The organism is Nocardioides sp. NPDC057772, from assembly GCF_042798075.1.
Lineage (GTDB): Bacteria > Actinomycetota > Actinomycetes > Propionibacteriales > Nocardioidaceae > Nocardioides.
The window spans coordinates 1-19753 of record NZ_JBHVKN010000027.1 but is presented as its reverse complement, the minus strand read 5'-3'; the positions used below and the strand labels follow the sequence as shown (position 1 = coordinate 19753).

Annotated in this window: 12 protein-coding genes and 3 tRNA genes; 9 read left to right on the top strand and 6 right to left on the bottom strand. The window is 69.6% G+C overall.

Features of this window, described 5'->3' with window-relative positions:
• Positions 1-138: 138 nt before the first annotated feature.
• Positions 139-1983 (bottom strand): sensor histidine kinase, encoded by a 1845-nt coding sequence (locus tag ACFVJS_RS07420; RefSeq protein WP_378878282.1) that lies wholly within the window; start codon positions 1981-1983, stop codon positions 139-141.
• Between the two features lie 47 nt (positions 1984-2030).
• Complete coding sequence (locus ACFVJS_RS07415; protein WP_378878281.1) at positions 2031-3809, bottom strand: ATP-binding protein; 1779 nt, start codon at positions 3807-3809, stop codon at positions 2031-2033.
• A gap of 290 nt (positions 3810-4099) precedes the next feature.
• Between ACFVJS_RS07415 and purF the strand changes: the two genes are divergently transcribed.
• Both purF and purM read left to right on the top strand, forming a co-directional pair.
• Positions 4100-5617, top strand: a complete 1518-nt coding sequence (gene purF / locus ACFVJS_RS07410) for an amidophosphoribosyltransferase (RefSeq protein WP_165111352.1) — start codon at positions 4100-4102, stop codon at positions 5615-5617.
• 14 nt (positions 5618-5631) lie between these two features.
• On the top strand, positions 5632-6699 hold the full coding sequence (gene purM, locus ACFVJS_RS07405; RefSeq protein ID WP_378878280.1) for a phosphoribosylformylglycinamidine cyclo-ligase: 1068 nt from the start codon (positions 5632-5634) through the stop codon (positions 6697-6699).
• 104 nt (positions 6700-6803) lie between these two features.
• Here purM and ACFVJS_RS07400 read toward each other — a convergent pair whose 3' ends face one another.
• A complete protein-coding gene (locus tag ACFVJS_RS07400) occupies positions 6804-8924 on the bottom strand; it encodes a PhoX family protein (RefSeq protein WP_378878279.1) in 2121 nt (706 codons plus the stop codon).
• Between the two features lie 287 nt (positions 8925-9211).
• On the opposite strand from ACFVJS_RS07400, the gene ACFVJS_RS07395 reads away from it, so the two are divergent.
• Positions 9212-9403 carry a DUF3073 domain-containing protein gene (locus ACFVJS_RS07395; protein WP_378878278.1) on the top strand — a complete coding sequence of 64 codons (192 nt, stop codon included), beginning with the start codon at positions 9212-9214 and terminating at the stop codon, positions 9401-9403.
• A gap of 41 nt (positions 9404-9444) precedes the next feature.
• On the opposite strand, the gene ACFVJS_RS07390 is transcribed toward ACFVJS_RS07395, so the two are convergent.
• The 3 genes from ACFVJS_RS07390 to ACFVJS_RS07380 form a co-directional block, all read right to left on the bottom strand.
• Positions 9445-10761 (bottom strand): hypothetical protein, encoded by a 1317-nt coding sequence (locus ACFVJS_RS07390; RefSeq protein ID WP_378878277.1) that lies wholly within the window; start codon positions 10759-10761, stop codon positions 9445-9447.
• Positions 10762-10794: 33 nt separating this feature from the next.
• Positions 10795-14223 (bottom strand): SCO7613 C-terminal domain-containing membrane protein, encoded by a 3429-nt coding sequence (locus tag ACFVJS_RS07385; RefSeq protein WP_378878276.1) that lies wholly within the window; start codon positions 14221-14223, stop codon positions 10795-10797.
• A 122-nt stretch (positions 14224-14345) separates the two neighbouring features.
• Positions 14346-14419 (bottom strand) — tRNA-Phe (locus ACFVJS_RS07380).
• 115 nt (positions 14420-14534) lie between these two features.
• Here ACFVJS_RS07380 and ACFVJS_RS07375 point away from each other — a divergent pair.
• The 6 genes from ACFVJS_RS07375 to ACFVJS_RS07350 all read left to right on the top strand — a co-directional run bounded on the left by ACFVJS_RS07375 (position 14535) and on the right by ACFVJS_RS07350 (position 19737).
• Positions 14535-14607: transfer RNA gene (locus tag ACFVJS_RS07375), tRNA-Glu, on the top strand.
• A 107-nt stretch (positions 14608-14714) separates the two neighbouring features.
• Positions 14715-15848 carry a MacS family sensor histidine kinase gene (macS, locus tag ACFVJS_RS07370; protein WP_378878275.1) on the top strand — a complete coding sequence of 378 codons (1134 nt, stop codon included), beginning with the start codon at positions 14715-14717 and terminating at the stop codon, positions 15846-15848.
• Entirely contained in the window at positions 15821-16480 is a 660-nt protein-coding gene (locus ACFVJS_RS07365) for a response regulator (protein ID WP_378878274.1), read from the top strand. The genes macS and ACFVJS_RS07365 overlap by 28 nt, the downstream gene beginning before the upstream one ends.
• Positions 16481-16497: 17 nt before the next feature.
• Positions 16498-18315 carry a hypothetical protein gene (locus ACFVJS_RS07360; protein WP_378878273.1) on the top strand — a complete coding sequence of 606 codons (1818 nt, stop codon included), beginning with the start codon at positions 16498-16500 and terminating at the stop codon, positions 18313-18315.
• A 76-nt stretch (positions 18316-18391) separates the two neighbouring features.
• Positions 18392-18465 (top strand) — tRNA-Asp (locus ACFVJS_RS07355).
• Positions 18466-19068: 603 nt separating this feature from the next.
• Positions 19069-19737 carry a hypothetical protein gene (locus ACFVJS_RS07350; RefSeq protein WP_378878272.1) on the top strand — a complete coding sequence of 223 codons (669 nt, stop codon included), beginning with the start codon at positions 19069-19071 and terminating at the stop codon, positions 19735-19737.
• The last annotated feature ends 16 nt before the right edge of the window (positions 19738-19753 follow it).

Here is a 19753-nt window from a genome sequence, read left to right as displayed (position 1 = left end):
TTGCTCTCAGGTAGGTCGGTCAGGGCGGGTGTTGCACGGGCGTGGCAGTCCTGAGGACCTGGGCACCACGGAGTGTTGCACGAATCACCCATCCTGTGCAGCCGTAGGGCCCTGTCTCGACCAGATTGTGACGTTCGGTTAACCGAACGAGACGGTGTCGTTGGCCAGCGGAAGAACGAGCGAGACCCGGGTGCCGGTGCCGGGCTCCGAGCGGAGCGTGACGCGGCCGTCATGGCGGCGCGCGACCCGGTCGACGATGCTGAGCCCGAGGCCGACGCCCTTCCGGCCACCGATCGCCTGGCTGGAGCCGCGGTAGAACTCGGTGAAGACCTGCAGCTGCTCGGCCGCGGGGATGCCGACCCCGTTGTCGGTCACCGAGATCGCCGCCTCGCTCGCGCTCTCGACGATGTAGAGGCGTACGTGACCGCCGCGGTGGGTGTAGACCAGCGCGTTGTCGACCAGCCGCAGGATCGCCGCCTTGATCTCGCTGCGATCACCCAGCACCTGGACGCTGTGGGAGGGCACGTCGAGACTCACCTCGATGCCACGCTTCTCCGACTCGTACGTCCTCTGCTCGAAGATCTCGCGGAGCAGAGGCACCAGGTCGACGTAGGTCAGGGTCGGTCGCGACGAGGGGTCGGAGAAGCGCGAGAACAGGAGCAGGTCGTCGACCATCGCGACCAGCTGGTCGGACCGGCTGATCAGGTTGCCGACCTGTTGGAACCAGGTGGGCGACCCGCGCTCCTCGTGACGCATCGCGTCGATGCCGGTGGTGAGGGCGGTGAGCGGGTTGCGCAGCTCCTGCGCGACCGACTCGATGAGCCGGCTGTGCACCTTGTCGGCGGTGGCGAGCCGCTGGGCGAGATCACGCTCCTGCGTGTAGGCGTTGGAGGTGAGGACGATGCGGCCGAAGTCGCGCCCGAACTCCATCGCCAGGCGTCCCTCGGCGTCGGTCCAGCGTGGCCGGCCCGACCCGCGCAGCAGCACGAGGTGGCCCAAGGCGGTGGTCTCCACGCCGATCGGCACGACCAGGAGCGAGTCGGCGTCGACCGCGTCGAGGAACTCCAGCCCGATCTTGGCGAACATCCGCTGCTCCGGGTCGCTCTGGTGCAGCCTGTGGCGGAGCAGCTCGCGGTTGACGATGGCGTGCTGGCCCTCGTTCCACAGTCGGGTGGCCTGGTAGGCCTGCCCGGCGGCGATGTTGCCGGTGTCGGCGGCGTTCCAGCGGAGGCCGGGCGTGGCGTAGACCACCGACCCGCCCTCACCGTCCTGCGCCTGCACGTAGAGACCGTCGGCGTCGAGACCCCGGCTCATCGCCTCCTGGGTGGCCTCGAGGACACCCTTGAGACCGAGCTGGGAGTTGGCCTCGCGCAGGAAGCTCTGCGCCTCGAGCAGGTTGTTGGCCCGCTCCTCGAGATATTCGCGCTGCAGGGTGAGCAGCACTGCTCGCTTCGCCTGACGCGCGAACCGGTTGAGGATCCGCTGCTGCCGCCTGCCGGGCCGGCGGCCGTTGGTGGGGCGGTCGATCGAGAGTACGCCGACGAGCTCGCCGTTCTCGTCGTAGAACGGCGCCAGCAGCTCGTCGAGGCGGTGCCAGTCCTGCGGGTCCTTCAGGATGTCCTCGTCGGTGTCGGGGACCCAGTAGCCCTCCGCCTCGCCGATGGTGTTCTTCTCGTGCGGGACGAACTTGATGTCGCCCCAGTCCTCCGACATGTCCAGCAGGTCGGTGACGACCGAGACCGGGAACCGGGTGCCGAGCATCTCGGCGACGGTCATCTCGCCCTCGACCGTGTGACCGGTCTCGTCACCGTAGGCGGCTACTATCTCGAACTCGTCACCTCGCCGGATGTTGATGACGGCGGCGCCGAAGCCGACGAGCTCGGTGACCCCCTCCGCGATCAGCTGCAGACCGGGGTCCGGGGTCGGGTACGCCTCGGAGGCGCCGTCTGGCACGTCCGGACCCTCTGAGGGCGTACTGGTCATGAGTTCTCCGCCGAGATGAAAATGCAACCCGTTCCCGGGGCGTAAGGTTAAACAATGGGCAGCGTCACACGGAATGTGCTTCCCACGCCAGGGGTCGAGTCGACCGATATCAGCCCCCCACGGCGGCTGACGATGCGCGACACGATCGTCAGCCCGAGGCCGGTGCCCGGCTGTTTGAGGGCGGTCGGGTTGGTCGAGCGGAAGAACTCGGTGAAGAGTCGGTCCTGGTCCTCGGGGGAGATCCCGAGGCCGTGGTCGGTCACCCGGAGCTCGAACCAGCCGGGGCTGGTGCGCGTGCTCACGATGACCTGACCGCCCTCGGGGCTGTATTTGATCGCGTTGGTCACCAGGTTGATCACGACCCGGTCCAGGTCGCCCGGGGCCAGGGTCACGTGCACGTCGTCGGGCGGCATCTCGAAGACGAGCTCGTGAGCGTCGCTGGTGGGCATCTCGGCGCTGAGCTGGCTGTAGATCTCCTCGAGCACGCCCGCGACCTGGATCGGCACCGCGGTCGGCAGGTGGTCGGGGTCGGAGACCTTCGACAGCATCGCGAGGTCGGCCACGATCTTCTCGGTGCGGTCGCGGTTGCGGGTGAGCGCGGTCAGCACCTCGGCGTACTCCTCCTCGGACTCCGCGTAGGGCAGCGACTCGATGTTCCACCGGAACGCGGACAGAGGGTTCTTCAGCTCATGGGCGACCGTCGCGATCAGCCGGCTCTTGTGGGCCTCGAGCTCGCGCAGGGAGTCGACCGCCGCCTTCTGACGCAGGTAGGCCCGGGAGTTGTGGACCACACGGCCGAAGTCGCGTCCGAGGTCGGCGGCCGTGATCAGCTCCAGCTCGCTCCAGTGCGGCTTGTCGGGGCCACGGCCGAGGAGCATCGCGCCGTACCAGGTCTGGCCGGAGCCGATCGGGACCCCGACGATCGAGCCGACCTTGTAGTGGCGGATCCACTCGGTGATCCGCTGCTGCGCCTCCGGGTCGGGATGAGGCAGGCGCTCGGCGCCGTCGGGCGTCTGGACGGTGATGCTGCGCTGATCCCACAGGTATTGCCCGTAGTCGACCATGAACGGGCTCGTCAGGTCATCGATCGGGAGCTTGAAGTCCTCCCGGTAGACCTTGGTGCGGATGCCCCGGCCACCCGGCTTGGACATGTGGAGCCAGAAGTCGGTCAGGTCGAGGACGTCGACCAGCCCGGTGCTCAGCGAGTTGAGGATCTCGTCGGGGTCCAGCTCGCGCCCGGCGCGGCGGATCACGTCGCGGGCGGCCTCGGCGAGGCGTACCTGCTCGGAGAGCTCCTCGCGCTCCAGGGCGAGCAGGATGGCGCGCTGCGCCTGCACCGCGTGACGACTGAGCACGGCGCGCTTCTCCCGGTCTGGGCGCAGCCCGTCGGTCGGTACGTCGACGATCAGGGTGCCGCGGAGCTTGCCGGCGTCGTCGCGCAGCGGCGCGACCAGCAGGTCGAGCGGGTTCCAGGCGCCGGCGGCGTCGATCGGCTTCATCGTGGGGATCCAGCCGTAGACGTCGGCGGTCGGATCCAGCCGCTCCGCCGGCACGAACTTGAAGATGCCCCAGTCGTCGGCGCGGGCGAGCTCGGCCTCCAGACGCTCGATCGGCGTGACGGTGCCGAGCAGGTCGGCGCGGGCGGACTCCTGGCCCGAGACCACCACCATGTGGAGGTGGCCGTCGGCCCGGGCGACGCTGATCGTGGCCATCTCGAAGCCGGCCAGCGCGGTCAGGCTGTCGGCGATCAGCTGGAGGTCGGAGAGGTCCTCGCCCGGGGTGAGGAGACCACCGATCTCGGCCAGATCGGTGGTGATCGTAGTCATCGTCGTGGTGAGGTCGCTCCTGGCGCGTTTCCCGCCCAACGGTGGTGGGGCGAATCCCGGAGGCACCGTCAGACGGTGACCGCCGGCGGGCTTGGGCGCAGGAGTTGTCATCGGATCGATTATCCGGGAAGAGAGTCCCGGGCGGTAGGGCAGACGTGGATAGTTCTTTGCATTCATGATTCCGAGACGTTCATGTGACCACTCTTACAGGACGGTCAAGGGTTCGTTGATCGCCAGAGTGCGGCCTTACACTCGATGCCGTGGTCAACCTCACCAGCTCAGGTAGGCACGTGTCCCGACGCAAGGGTGGCGACGGCCGGCTCACCGCCGCCCTCGACCCCCACGATCAGGGTCCTCAGGACCACTGCGGAGTCTTCGGTGTGTGGGCGCCGGGCGAGGACGTCGCGAAGCTGACGTACTTCGGCCTGTACGCCCTGCAGCACCGTGGCCAGGAGTCGGCGGGCATCGCGGTCAGCAACGGACGCCAGATCCTGGTCTACAAGGACATGGGCCTGGTCAGCCAGGTCTTCGACGAGCCGACCCTCGAGTCGCTCAAGGGCCACGTCGCCATCGGCCACGCCCGCTACTCCACCACCGGCGCCTCGGTGTGGGAGAACGCGCAGCCGATCTTCAAGCCGACCCCGGACGGCTCCGTCGCGCTGGGCCACAACGGCAACCTGATCAACGTCGCCGAGATGCGTACGGCCGTGGAGGCGCTGCCCGAGCACTCCGAGGGCCGCCACGCGCCGGTGTCCACCAACGACACCTCGCTGCTCACCGAGCTGCTCGCCTTCCACCCCGACTCCTCGCTGGAGGCCCGTGCGCTGGAGGTGCTGCCGACGATCCGCGGCGCCTTCTCGCTGGTGTGGATGAACGAGGACACCCTGTTCGCCGCGCGTGACCCGCAGGGGATCCGACCGCTGGTGCTCGGCCGTCTCGACCGCGGCTGGGTGATCGCCTCCGAGGACGCCGCGCTGGCCACCGTCGGCGCGAGCGTGGTACGCGAGGTCGAGCCCGGCGAGATGATCATCATCGACGAGTCCGGCCTGCGCTCGGTGCGGTTCGCCGAGGCCGACCGCAAGGGCTGCGTCTTCGAGTACGTCTACCTGGCCCGCCCCGACGCCAACATCGCCGGCCGCAACGTCCACGAGTCCCGGGTCGAGATGGGCCGCGAGCTGGCTCGCGAGTATCCGGTCGACGCCGACCTGGTCATCCCCGTGCCCGAGTCCGGCATCCCGGCGGCCACCGGCTACGCCCTCGAGAGCGGTCTGCCGTTCGGGCAGGCGTTCGTGAAGAACGGCTATGTCGGACGTACGTTCATCCAGCCGTCGCAGACCCTGCGCCAGCTCGGCATCCGGCTCAAGCTCAACGTGCTCGAGCACATGGTGCGCGGCAAGAAGGTCGTCGTGGTCGACGACTCCATCGTGCGCGGCAACACCCAGCGTGCCCAGGTGCGGATGCTGCGCGAGGCCGGTGCCCTGGAGGTCCACGTGCGGATCTCGAGCCCGCCCGTCAAGTGGCCGTGCTTCTACGGCATCGACTTCGCCACCCGCGCCGAGCTGATCGCCAACGGCCTCTCGGTCGAGGAGATCGCCGCCTCCGTCGGCGCCGACTCGCTGGGCTACATCTCGCTCGACGGGATGATCTCGGCGACCCGGCAGGAGCGCTCCTCGCTGTGCACCGCCTGCTTCACCGGTGAGTACCCCGTGGAGCTGCCCGACCAGAGCATGCTCGGCAAGCACCTCCTCGAGGTCTCGCTGCAGTCCCCGACCGCAGGCAAGGCCCTGCCGGTCCTGAACAACCCGTGATCGGAGATCCACCAGTGAGCCAGACCGAGCCGACCAACGCGTACGCCGCAGCAGGTGTCGACATCCATGCCGGTGACCGCGCCGTGGATCTGATGAAGGTCTGGATCGAGAAGTCCCGGCGTCCCGAGGTCCTCGGCGGGGTGGGCGGCTTCGCCGGCCTCTTCGACGCCTCGGCGCTGAAGGCCTACGAGCGGCCGCTGCTGGCCACCTCCACCGACGGCGTCGGCACCAAGGTCGCGATCGCACAGGCACTCGACAAGCACGACACGATCGGCTTCGACCTGGTCGGCATGGTCGTCGACGACCTGGTCGTCTGCGGCGCCGAGCCGCTGTTCATGACCGACTACATCGCCACCGGGAAGGTCGTCCCGGAGCGGGTCGCGGCGATCGTCAAGGGCATCGCGGAGGCCTGTGTCGAGGCCGGCTGTGCGCTGGTCGGTGGCGAGACCGCCGAGCACCCGGGGCTGCTGGCCGCCGACGAGTACGACGTGGCCGGCGCCGCCACGGGCGTCGTCGAGGCCGACAGCCTGCTCGGTGCCGACCGGGTGAAGGCGGGCGACGTCGTTCTCGCCATGGAGGCCTCCGGCCTGCACTCCAACGGCTACTCCCTCGTCCGTCACGTGCTGCTCAACTCGGGCGCCTACACGCTCGACCAGGACGTCGCCGAGTTCGGCCGTACGCTCGGCGAGGAGCTCCTCACGCCGACCCGCGTCTACGCCAAGGCCTGCCTGGAGCTGGCCCGCGGCACCCGCACCCACGCCATGTCTCACGTCACCGGCGGCGGCCTCGCGGCCAACCTGGAGCGGGTCATGCCCGCCGAGCTCTCCGCGCGTATCGACCGCACCACCTGGACCCCGGCCCCGGTCTTCGACCTCGTCCGCCGCACCGGCTCCGTGGCGCTGCAGGACCTGGAGATGACCCTCAACTGCGGCGTGGGCATGGTCGCGCTGATCGACCCCGAGGACGTCGACGAGGCCGTCCGCATCCTCGCCGGCTACGACATCCGCGCCTGGGCCGCCGGTGAGGTCACCGCGACCCCTGGCGGCAAGGTCGAGCTCACCGGGGCGTACGCGGGCTGGTGAGCTCGTAGGAATACCCGGTTAACCGGGTATTCCTGCACTTCTCTGGCATTGCAACACCTGAGAAGTGCAGGTTTCACCGGTTAACCGGGTATCCATCCAGCCGGTCAGGCCTTGAGCACCTGCACCACGGACGGCCGCGGGCCGGCGAACTCGCCCTTGCCGGCGGTGCCCTCGACGTAGTCGGGGAAGAGGGAGTTCGGCGCCTCCCAGGTCCCCTCCTCGCCCGGGTGCTGGACGGCGACGAAGACCGAGCCGTCGCGGTCGTGGATGACCGGGCCGCAGGTCTCGGCGTCACGGGGAACCGAGAGGAACTGCTGGACGTGGCCGCGCTCGCGACCCTCGAGCGGAACCTTGAACAGGCCGTCGTTCTTCTGGATCGAGCTCGGCTGGCCGTCGGTCGAGATCCACAGGTTGCCCTCGGAGTCGAAGGCCAGGTTGTCCGGGCAGGAGACCGGGGAGACCTTGTCCTTCGGGTAGCCCGCGAAGTAGGTGGACGCGTTGGTCGCCGGGTCACCGGCGACGATCATGAGGTTCCACCGGAAGACGCGCGAGGTCTGGTCGCCGTCGTCCTCGGTGATCTCGATGACGTGGCCGTCGCGGTTGGTGTTGCGCGGGTTGGCCTCGTCGGCCGCGGCCTTGCCGGTGGTGCCGCGCTGGGAGTTGTTGGTGCACGCGACGTACACCTTGCCGGTCTTCGGGGAGGGCTCGACGTCCTCGCAGCGGTCCATCTTGGTGGCGCCGGCCTTGTCGGCGGCGAGACGCGTGTAGACGAGCACCTCCTCGACGCTCATCCCGGAGACCTTGCTGCGGCCGTTGACGACGAGCGGGATCCACTGGCCGTAGCCGTCGAACTTGCCGTCGCTCGGCAGCGTGCCGGTGCCGTCGATCTCGGCGGCGGGGGAGTCGCCGTGGAAGCGGGCGACGTAGAGGCTGCCCTCGGTCAGCAGGTCGAGGTTCTTCGCCCGGTTGTGGGGGTTGTACGTCCCCTTGGAGACGAACTTGTAGAGGTAGTCGAACCGCTCGTCGTCGCCGGTGTAGGCCACGACCTTGCCGTTCTTGGCGATGACCACGTTCGCGCCCTCGTGCTTGAGGCGGCCGAGCATGGTGTGCTTGCGCGGCGTCGAGGTCGGGTCGGTCGGGTCGATCTCGACGATGTAGCCGAACCGGTTCGGCTCGTTGGCGTAGTCGGCCGAGCGCGCGTCGAAGCGCGGCTCGATGGCCTCCCAGCCGTAGGTCGAGGCCTTGTCGGCCAGGCCGTAGCGCTTCTCCTCCGCCGAGGTGCCGGTGGCGCGGAAGTAGCCGTTGAAGTTCTCCTCGCCCGACAGGATCGTGCCCCACGGCGTGGTGCCGCCGGCGCAGTTGCCGATCGTGCCCAGCGCGACGGTGCCGGTCGGGTCGGCGGCGGTCTTGAGCAGGTCGCTGCCGGCCGCGGGACCCGTGATCTTGAACGGAGTGGAGGCGGTGATGCGGCGGTTCTTCGGAGCCGAGGGGACGTACGTCCACTTCTCGCCCGGCGCGGAGCGCTCGAGCTCGACGATGCCGAAGCCGTGGGCCGCCATCGCGATCTTGAGCTGCTCGGTGGCGTCGAGGCCGGGCGGGAACATGATGCTGGCGTTGACGTACTCGTGGTTGCAGCACAGCAGGGCCTTGGTGCCGGCCTTGTTGGTCACGATGACGTCGGTGTAGTCGTTGTTGTAGCCCCAGGCGAGCGCCTGCTTCTCGGCGGTCTGGTTGTTCACGTCGAAGGGGACGCCACCCGGCAGGATCGGGTCGCCCCAGCGGATGATCGGCTCCCAGGTGTAGCCCTGCGGGACCACGAAGGTGTCCTCGGTCGACGCGACCGGGGTGATCGCCTTGAACGGCAGGTTCGTACGTCCGGCCGAGCCGCGACCGGCGGCGAGACCCGCCTGGACGGGGCTGGCGGCGGCCGCCAGGCCGCTGCCGCCGACGGCGAGGGCGACGGCGCCCGCACCGGCGAGACCGAGCGCGTGGCGGCGGCTGAGCGCCTTGCCGGCGATGTCACGGAAGTAGCCGTTGTCGGAGGTGTTCGGCGCGGGCTTGGCGCACGCGCTGTCGCACTTGAGGGCACAGGTCACGGCGCTGCGCTTGCCGCGCGTGTGGCCGGCCATGGGCAGCAGAGCGCGGGGGGCGGGTGCGCCACCGTGCGCGTCGCTGCTGCACGAGGGACAGGCGGTGTCGGTCTGGATGTTGCTCAGTTCGGTCACTGCATTTCCGTTCAAGACGCGTTTTGTCAGGTCTCCCAAGAATCGGAAGGGAGGCTATGTGCGGCGAGACAACCGACCGGCCCCTCAATCTGTCGTCGAAGTGAACGGGGGATGACGAGTCTCCAGGCCCAGAATCGTGTGACGTCGGTAACATTCGCTGCCAGCGAACGCATTTTCGACACCCCGGCGTGCGGATTCTTGGGATTAACCGGTAGCGTTGTCCCTACGAGAAACCTGTGAACAGCCCGGGACTATCCCGGCCAAGTGCGACGAGGGGGCTGGACCCTATGGGGCGCGGCCGAGCGAAAGCCAAGCAGACGAAGGTCGCACGCGACCTGAAGTACCGGACCTATGAGACGGACTTCGGGGCCCTTGCGCGCGAACTTCACGGTGATGACGACACCAGTCAGAAGTCCGATCAGCAGCCGGACGACTATGACGACTGGTCGGACTACGACGCGGGATCCTCGCGCGGCTAGGGTCGGTCGGCCAAAGCGGTGACGCCTTGGCCGACACAACCTCAGACCGATCGGCCCTGTGTCGATCGGCTCAGGACAACCTCCCCGTGAGTGCCGTAGCCGGGTAGCCGGCCGCCGTGAGGCGTGCCGTCGAAGGCGACGTGCAACCACTCCTCCCCGAGCGGGATCAGGGTGGGCCACGGAAGGTTCGTGACGTACGCCGACCGGAGCTCTGCGACCTCGTTGAGGTCCAGATCGAAGATCGGGTAGCGAGCACGGACGCGACGCGGGTTGTCGCGTCCGTCGCTGGCGCCGACCACGACTGTGCCGCCCAGCGGGACAAGCGTGGTGCCCTCGGTGGCTGTCCGGTCGGTTCGTGCTGCCCGCATGCTGAGCGCGTCCAGGCTCGGCCCGCTGGCGATCACCGGATGGAAGTCGAAGTACTTCCTGGCGCTCACGTACCCGACCAGCCACTCGCCGTCGTGGCGCATCAGGTGAGGGTCCCAGACCCCGACCGACGCGACCCCGTCGGTGGGCAGCGTGAGCGGGGCCGCGTCGAGGACGTGCTCGCCCCGGGTCAGATCCTCGCGCGACCTCGCGATCACGACCTCGACCGGGCTCCACGGCTTGCTCGGATCCGTCTTGTCGGGCGCCTTGAACCCACCCCACGTGCTCGTCGTGACCAGCCATTCGTCCCCGTCGCGCACGACATGGGTGGCATGGTCGCCGTAGACCAGCCCGTCGCGGCGGAAGTAGAGCGCGCCCCGATGGACCAGGTCGTACGTCACCGGGTCCAGCCCCCACACCGAGGTGTGCGCGGTGGGGAAGAAGCCCGGTCCGGCGCTGGTGGCGGTGAGCAGGATGGTGCCGTCGGCGTCGTGGAACGGCGAGCCGTCGGCGTACGTCACGACCCGGATGTCGCGCAGGCCGAGCTGCCCGAAGGCGCCGGTGCGCACGTCCTCGGCAGCACCCTCGTGGCTCGCGGTCAGACCGGCGAGCCAGGACTCCTCGCGCGGCTCGACCCCGAGCTCGGACAGGTCGACCCGAGCCCGCGCCACCCACTCGTCGCCCTCATGGGTCAGCGCGGTCAGCATGGTGCCCGTCAGCGTCAGCGCGAACCGGTCGGCCCTGCCGCCGGCCCGACCGTGGCGCCGGCTCGCGTGAGACGTACGCCGCGACCCCGTCGTCACCTCCAAGAAGATCCGCCGCCCGTCGAATCTGCCGGTGAGCACGTCCCGGCCCGAGGTGAAGGTCAGCGTGACGGGGCCGGCACAGGCCGCCTCGATCGCGGCGTTGGCCGCGGGCCGGGACGAGCTGGTGGACTCGACCGCGATCGTGACGGGGCGCTGGCGACGTACGATCTCGAATTCGGGGAACATCGGCTCCAGTCTTCCGGGCGCCTGGGCACCGGTCTAACGCAGCCCCCGGACGTAGGCGGTCGCCCGCCGCAGGTCGTGGAGACGCGCTTCCCAGGTGATGCCGAGGAAGAGCAGCAGGAGGCCGGCGGCGCCGAGCACCCACCACTGCCGCAGCGACTCCGCAGACGGCATCTGCGCCAGGGCCAGGACCGAGGCGACCAGGGCACCACCGATCAGCGGCGCCGCCCAGCGAAGCCAGGCGCCGCCGATGATGAAGGCGAGGCACGCGATGCCGAGCACCGCGGTCCGCATCGAGACCGGGTCCTGGAGGGCCGCCGGGACGGACGGGACGAGCGCCAGGAAGACTCCGGGCCCGAGGACCGGCAGCGAGGCGACCTCCCGGTCGAGGCGGAGCTTGACCACACCGTAGGCGATCAGCGCGATCGCGGGCGGCAGGGTGTAGGACTCCCAGGTCGTGACCGAAGTGTCGACCAGCCGGATCCACAGCGCGATGGTGCCCAGCGAGAGTCCGACCCAGCCGAGCCAACGGCGCTCGGAACGGGCGATCGCGTGCGCTGAGACGCCGGCAGCGGCCAGGATCAGCAGGATGCTCAGCCAGGGGAGGTCGACACCACGCGATCCGACCGCGACCGGTCCGTCCGGGGTCAGCACGATGGTCGGACCGAGGCTGACCGTGCCGACGACGATCGTGACGACCGCAGCCACCGCGGCGGCGATCTCGACCGAGGGCAGCACTCGGAAGATCGTCACGAGGGTCAGGATGACGATGATCCCCGCGGCGGCGTGCGGCTTGGCGATGTCGTTGAGGTTGGCGAGCATCCAGCAGAACGCGGTCAGCGTGATGACCCAGTAGGGAGCGGTGACTGCCTTGGTCTGGTGCTCCGGCGAGAGGCGGTCGACCGCGATCGCCGCGGCGGTGAGCACCCCGGCCACGATCAGCGCGAGCAGCTCGTTGCCGAAGGCAGCGCCGAGCGAGCCCAGACCGAGCAGCCCGGCGACCGTGAGACGGGGGCCCGACTGCTGGGCCTCGTGGCGCAGGATCGTCGCGATGCACATGACGCCGGCGATCAGCAGCAGGATGGCCAGCCAGTCGGTGTCCAGCGCCCAGCCGTCGGTGAAGGCACCCAGGATGATCGACACGAGAGCGCCGGTAGCGGCCGCGGCCTCGGTGGAGGGGCTGCGGCGTACGAGCACGACGGCGCCCATCGCGACCACGATCACGACCGCGGTGTAGGGGCGCTCCACGTCGGCCAGCCGGGCCGCCTGCCAGACGGCGGCGGTCAGGGCGAGGATCCAGTAGGCGGTCGCGACCTCCTTGGTCGCGCCGGACTGCACCCGGTCGACGGTGACCGCGAGGGCGGTGAGGATGATGGTCACGGCCAGCGCCAGCACGTCGTTGGAGAGGACGGCGGCCGAGGCCGCACCGATCCCGACGGTGCCCGCCACGGCCAGCGCCGGAGGCTGGCGGTGGTGCAGGCCGATGGCCGCGGCCAGGACGGTGGCGATGATCAGCATGACCGCCGCCCAGGTGACGTCGACCGCGCCGATCCCGATCGAGATCGCGCCGCAGGCCGTCGCGGCCCACCATCCCGAGGCCCGGAACCGGAAGAGCGTGATCAGGCCGAGGACGGTGACGATCGCGCACGCCGCCCACTGGCGCTCCACGTCGATCAGCGGCGCGAGCGACCACAGGCCGAGGGTGAGGGTGGCGACCGAGTAGCTGGCGGCCACCTCGCGATCGGGGCCGAGCAGACCCTGACCGGCGTACGCGGCGACACCTGCCAGCACGAGCGCGACGACCACGGTCAGCAGGTCGCTCGGCAGCGCGGTGGCGAGCGCGACCAGGCCGAAGATGCCGGCCGCGAGGAGCCTCGGCCACCGCTCGGCCCACCAGGCCAGGCCGACGGCGACACCGAGCAGCAGCAGGGCCGGGACCAGCAGTGGCATGCCGTAGCAGGCTGCGGTGATCGCCAGTCCGGAGAAGCCGCCGGCGATGAGGATCCAGGTGATCGTGTCCCGGTAGCTGCGGAACGCGGGCGGGTTGAACCGGTAGTACCAGGCGGTCCCGAAGGCCATGATCGCGGCCATCGCGGGCAGGGTCAGCCAACCGGGCAGTAACGGCTCCGGACCGCTGACGCGGGCGAACGCGGACTCCGTCCACGGCACCGCCGCGAGCCGGACGGAGGCGGAGACCGCCAGGATCAGCACGGTGAGGCACAGGCCGACGGCGTACGGCGTCAGCGCGGCAGCGGCCCAGCGCCAGGGCCGTGGGAGCGCCATCAGCGCGCCGGCGGCGACCAGGGTGACCACGATCGCCACGGCGGTCAGCCTCACCGCGCCGTCGTCGAGGGCGGGCTGGGTGAAGGTGTAGGCCGCGATCAGGAGCGAGACCCCGACCATCGCGACCTTGGCGTCCTTGGGCAGCGGGAACAGGAGCGCGACGACGGTCAGCACCGCGGCGGCGCCGAGCAGCAGGGGCAGGGTGCCTCCACGCAGCAGCTCGGAACCGGTCAGCGCCGGGTCGGTCAGGCCGCGGAGGAGCAGCATCAGCCAGAAGCCCGCCATCACGACCATCGCGCCGATCGTCAGCGCTTGCAGCTCGGTCTTGCTCGCCACGATCACCACGACGAGCGCGATGACCGCTGCGACCAACGGGAACCAGATGAGGTCGGAGATGAGCTCGAGACCGATCAGGGCGGTGAGTACGCCGACGGCGGCCGCCACCTGTGGACCGATCACCGCGGTGAGCTTCTCGGTGCGCGCGCCCACCAGGGACATCGCTGTGCCTGCCAGGAAGACGACGACACCGACGATCACCAGGAAGCCACGATCCCAGTCGGCTCCTCCGAGCCAGCCGGCGTACTTCATCCCGGCTATGTCCAGGGCGAGCAGTCCCAGGGCCAGTGTCCAGACGCCTTCGGTGCCGGCTCGCAGCTCGAGATGCAGCAGCAGCGCGCCGCCGATCGTGAACAGCGCGGTGAAGACGAGCAGCATCGTGGTGCGGCCGCCGACGCCCATCGCGGCCCAGGCGACCGCGAGGAAGATGACCCCCGCGACCAGCAGGAAGAGCACGCCGACACCGACCAGGATCAGCGGCACCGTGATCGGCGCACGCCGCGGGACCGGAGCGCCGGCGAACGGCGCCGGAGCGGCGACGGCGCTGGCGGCCGGGTCGGCGAGCGGGACGGCGACGGGCTCGGGCTGGATCTGCGGCGGTGCCGCGGGCGGCCCGGCGACAGGCAGTGGTGCGGGTGCGGGCGGCGGGGTCGGCCGGGCCGCGCGCCTCGCCTCCTCGCGGATCGAGCGCAGCCGGGTCATGAGTACGTCGGCTCGCAGCAGCGTCCCGTAGAGCTCTTGGGCGACGGCGTTCTCCAGCGGCAGCCCACAGTGCGGGCACGGGCTGGTGCCGGGCTCGAAGGCCTCCCGGCAGTCGGGGCAGCGACCAGGATCGGCGTACTTCACAGCCAACCATCCTTGCGTAGTTCCGCCGATGAGCGTGCGGGAAACGCAGACCAACGAGACAGCGTCGCGAAATGACAACCGGCTCCGACCGATAACTGCTGGTCGGAGCCGGCTGTTGCTTGTGGGCAGGGGCGGGGTCGAACCGCCGACCTATCACTTTTCAGGCGATCGCTCGTACCAACTGAGCTACCTGCCCAAGCGAGGTGAAACATTACCGGAAACGACCGCGACGTTCCGAATCGGGACCCGCAGGCGGACGTACGGCCTCGCTTTGGCGGCCTCGGACGCGGGCCTCTAGGATGTGCCGGCAGGCCCCCTTCGTCTAGCGGCCCAGGACCCCGCCCTTTCACGGCGGTAGCGCCGGTTCGAATCCGGTAGGGGGTACACAGTCTCTTCATGTCTCGAGTCTCGTCGCCGCGCGACGCCGCAGTATCCGCACGGATACTCATATCGAAGGCGTACGCCGCTGGGTTGGTGCCACACTTCGGTCTGTGAGTGCGTGGACGTCCCCGGCGGCGATCGAGGTCGAGAGCCGGCTCTTCCGTGCTCTCGCGGTGCTGCGGGTGGTCGTGCTCGTCAACGCCGTCGGGCTGACGATCTACCGCGCCGGCAACTTCGTCTCGCCCGCAGCAGCGGTGGTCTGCGCGCTCGTGATGATCGGCTGGACGGCCTTCGTGGTCTGGGCGTACGCAGCCCCCAGGCGCCGCACGGCCGTGCTCGTCGGCGCAGACCTGGCGATCGCGCTCGGGCTCCTGCTCGTGACCCCCGTGGTGAAGAGCCCGGCGTTCCAGGCGAGCGTGCCGGGGTTCTGGGTGAGTGGTGCGCTGCTCGCGTGCGCGATCCACTACCGCTGGGTTGGTGGCCTGCTGGCCGGTGTCGTGCTGGCGGCGGCCGACCTCGGGCTGCGGCAGGAGATCGACCAGTCGATCTACGGCAACGCGTTCCTGCTGGTCATCGGGGGCCCGGTGGTCGGCTACATGTGCGGGTCGGTGCAGCGGATGGCGATGGAGCGCGACCAGGCCGAGCGTGCTGCCGCGCGGGCGGAGGAGCGGGCGCGGCTGGCGCGGGCGGTCCACGACGGCGTGCTCCAGGTCCTCGCGCTCGTCCAGCGTCGTGGCGGCGAGCTCGGCGGTGACGCTGCCGAGCTGGGCAGGTTGGCGGGCGAGCAGGAGCGCGAGCTGCGCGCGTTGATCCGCGGCGAGCAGCCCGGGCGTGGCCTGGGAGGTGGACTGGCTCACGGGACGGTCGACCTGGCCGCGGCACTCGCCGAGCTCGAGACCGGCACCGTGACCGTCTCCGGACCCGCGACGGCCGTCGAGATGCCCGCCCACCCGGCCGAGGAGATCGTCGCCGCGACCCGCGCGGCCCTGGACAACGTACGCCGCCATGTCGGTGAGGACGCCCGTGCCTGGGTGCTCCTGCAGGCCTTCCCGGACCATGTCGAGGTCTCGGTGCGCGACGAGGGCCCCGGGATCCCCGACGGCCGCGTCGCGGAGGCGGAGCAGAACGGCAGGCTCGGCATCGCCGGCTCGATCCGTGGCCGGATCCTCGATCTCGGGGGCACGGCAGAACTCATCACAGGAGGGACGGGAACGGAATGGGAACTGACAGTTCCGCGAGGGTGATGGTCGTCGACGACCACCCGATGTGGCGCGATGCGGTCGAGCGCGACCTGGCCACGGCGGGTTTCGAGGTCGTCGCCACCGCCAGCACCGGCCGGGAGGCGATCACCCGGTTCGCCGCGACGCGCCCGGAGGTCGTCGTGCTCGACCTGCAGATCCCCGAGCCCGACGGTGTCCAGGTCACCACCGAGGTCATCGCCCTGCATCCCGCGACCAAGGTGCTCATCCTCTCCGCGTCGGGCGAGCAGAACGACGTGCTCGCCGCGGTCAAGGCCGGCGCGACGGGCTACCTGGTCAAGTCGGCCTCGCGCGAGGAGCTCCTGGAGGCCGTGGAGCGTGTCGCCGCCGGCGACCCGGTCTTCACTCCGGGCCTCGCCGGGCTGGTGCTGGGGGAGTTCCAGCACAGCGCCGCCACCGAGGTACGCGGCGACAAGCCGACCCTCACCGACCGCGAGACCGAGATCCTCAAGCTGGTCGCCAAGGGCCTGAGCTACCGCCAGATCGCCGATCGGCTCGTCCTCTCCCACCGCACGGTCCAGAACCACGTGCAGAACACGCTGCGCAAGCTCCAGATGCACAACCGGGTCGAGCTCACCCGTTACGTCATCGAGCAGGGCCTGGACGGCGACGACTGACCTGTATGCCGCCCGGCATGGGGGAGAATCCAGGGGTGGTCTCGCTTCTCTATCTTCACGGTGTCGGCAACGGTGACCCGCGCGACGCCTGGCGCCGTGCCCTGGACAAGTCGTTGCAGGACATCGGCTATCCCGGGCTCGACGAGGTCGAGGTGATCGCCCCGAAGTACCCCGACGTGCTCCGCACCGACGACGGCGACAAGACCATCAAGATCCCGCCGATCACGGCTCCGCGGCTGAGCGCCGAGGAGCAGCGGGCCGTACGCCGCCGGGTCGAGCGCGCCACCGCCGAGCTCGAGAAGATCCTCGGCGAGCCGGTGCCCGCCTCCCCGGTCGGCGTCACCGACTCGTTCGCGCCGATCGTGCTGCGGGTGCTCCGCCAGGCCCACAACTACGTGACCAAGCCCGGGATCCGGGCACGTACGCTGCGGATGGTCCTCGACGAGCTCCCGGAGGAGGGGGAGATCGTGATCGTCGGGCACAGCCTCGGCTCGATCATCGCAATCGATCTGCTCCGCCGGCTTCCGCCGAAGCTGACGGTCGTCGGGCTGGTGACGATCGGCAGCCCGGCCGCCCACCCCAACCTCCACGAGGACTCCGACCGGCTGGAGATGAAGGCGCCGGTCGACCACGTCGGCTGGTGGGTCAACGTCTGGAGCAACGGCGACGCGGTGACCGGTCTGCGCGGCATCTGGCGTCACTTCCCGTGGGCGCTCGATCTCCAGGTCGGGCTCGGCCTCGACCACCGCACCACCACCTACCTGCGCTCCAAGCCGGTCGCCACCGCGATCGGCCGTGGCCTGTTCGGCTCCCTCACCAAGGAGATCGCCGTCGTCGAGGGCACGCCCGACGTCGCCCTCAACTCCCTCGAGGTGCGCCTGGCGCTCTGGCTCGCCTACGCCCAGTTCGTCCGCGACCACCTCAAGGGTGCCACCCAGGAGCGCTTCGGTGCCGCCCTCTGCGTCGTCCAGCACGAGGTCCTCGAGCGCCTCATCGAGAACTACCAGGCCGATGACGTACGCATCCCACAGCAGCTCCTCGACCTGCGGGTCTCACCCACGGTGCACCTCGAAGGCCCTGCCGACCTGCCCCGGCCCAAGCCGCTGACCCAGCTCTCCAAGGAGGAGGCCGTCCTCGCCCTGGTGGCGCTGGCGACCGCCAACCCGGTGCGGCCCTATGAGATCGACGTGCCCGATGACGTACGCCGCCAGGCATTCCACGACCTGACGGTCTGGATGGGGCTCGGCGGCGGGCTCGGCGAGAACCTGCACATCGCGATGCAGTCCGCGTCGAAAGCGGTCTACCCCGTCGACCAGTGGAAGCTGTGGGTCGGCATCGGCATCGGTGCGGCCGTGCTCGTCGCCGGCCCGATCGGGCTCGCCCTGGCCGCGCCCGCGGGGTTGGCCGGGGGAGCGGCGATCATCGGCGCGCTCTCCGCCTTCGGACCCGGCGGGATGGTCGGCGGGCTCGTCACCGCCGGAGCGATCACCACCACCGGCGCCGGCACCATCGCCGCCACCCTCGTCTCCAGCTCGTCCACCGCCGAGGACGTCGAGGTCACCGTCATCCAGCTCCTCACCGCCGCGATCCTGCGTTCCCGTGAGGGCCTCGAGCAGGACCTCGGGGTGTGGCTCGCACTGTCGGAGATCCAGCGCCAGACCGGTCGTGAGGTCGCCCGTCTCGCCGCCTACAGCGATGAGAAGGCCCCCGGTGTCGAGGCCCTCCGGCGCAAGGCTCGCGCGGCCGAGCGTGCCATGGCGTACATGGTCAAGAACCGTCTCGTGGAGGGCCTCACTGACGAGGAACCGAAGGGCGAGGAGGCCTTCGAGGAGTAGGACGCGTCCCCGATTGTGAATCCTCCGCACCCATGGGCTATGTTTTTCCCGTTGCCGCAGAGAGCGGAAACAACAAGGCCCTGTAGCGCAGTTGGTTAGCGCGCCGCCCTGTCACGGCGGAGGTCGCGAGTTCAAGTCTCGTCAGGGTCGCGGACGAATCAGAGAGGACGTGTGTCGCACATGGCGACCACGTCCTCTTCGTCATTTACATTGCGGCCTTCGGCCGCGGCGGGGATATCCCCGCACCCCTTAGTTGCTCGGGGTGGGTGTGTCGGGGTCGGGCTGGTTGTGTGGGTTACCCGGTCGACCGGGGAAACCTGGGGTTGGTGGGCACTGAAACACCCGTCAAGTGCAGGGATACCCGGTTAACCGGGTATCCCTGGGGCTGGTGTTACAGGTGCGATCTCGTGTTGTTCTGGGACGCGTGACACGCCGGGCCGTGGCGAGCGCGAGGGGGCTCGAGCGTGGGAGGGTGGTCGTCCTGCTTCGGTAGGAGTCTCGGGCCAGAGATTCCCCAGATCTCACCCCCCGGCTCGGGCCGTTCGACCCTGTGGGATATAAGCCGATTTGGCGGTAACGTGCAGGCTGCTGTCCTCTCGTGAGAGTATTCAGCCGCTTGTGTCGACGTCGCAGCTCGGCATGGCACGGGGGAACGACTAAGACGTTCGGTATTCAGGAGGCAACACCACCATGTCGTCGTACTACCCGCATCGGCCGCCCCATGCGGCGAGTGCGGACGAGCTTGCGTCACGGATGCAGACGAACGGTGCTTACCGCACCCCGGCCGCGCCGGCGCAGCAGCCCTCCGCTCTCGGGTGGGACCAGCGTCCGCAGCAGTCTCAGGCCCAGCCGCAGTACCAGGAGCCGGCGATCCAGCAGCCGGCCGTGATGGCGCAGACGACCGGCACGCACTGGCCGCAGTTCGTCAACAACAACCGCCTCATCGGTGCTCTCGTCGCCGGCTTCGGTGCCACCCAGCTCGCCACGATGTTCGGCTACTGGATCTACGGCCTCGGCATCATGGAAGGCCCGCTGGACTTCGCGTTCTTCAATGGCGTCATCCTGACCCCGAACGCCACCGCCAACGAGGCGGGCTTCGCCGTCTCGCAGTGGTTCGCCGGTATGGGCTTCCACTACTTCAACGGCATGGTCTTCGCGCTCGCCTACGCGCTGATCATCTTCCCGTGGCTCGGCAAGACCCACACCACCTCCAGCAACCTCGCGCGTTCGCTCGGTATGGGCATGTTTCTCGCCACCGCCTCCTGCGGTTGGTGGATCCCGGCCCTCCACCCGGAGGACGTCATCGGCATCGACCCGGGCTTCTTCTCGATCAACCTCGGGTGGGGCACCGTCCTGGGTGTCTACCTGTGGCACGTCGTCTGGGCGGTCGAACTAGGTCTGTTGTTGAAGACGAATGTATGATTGTATATATAGGTTG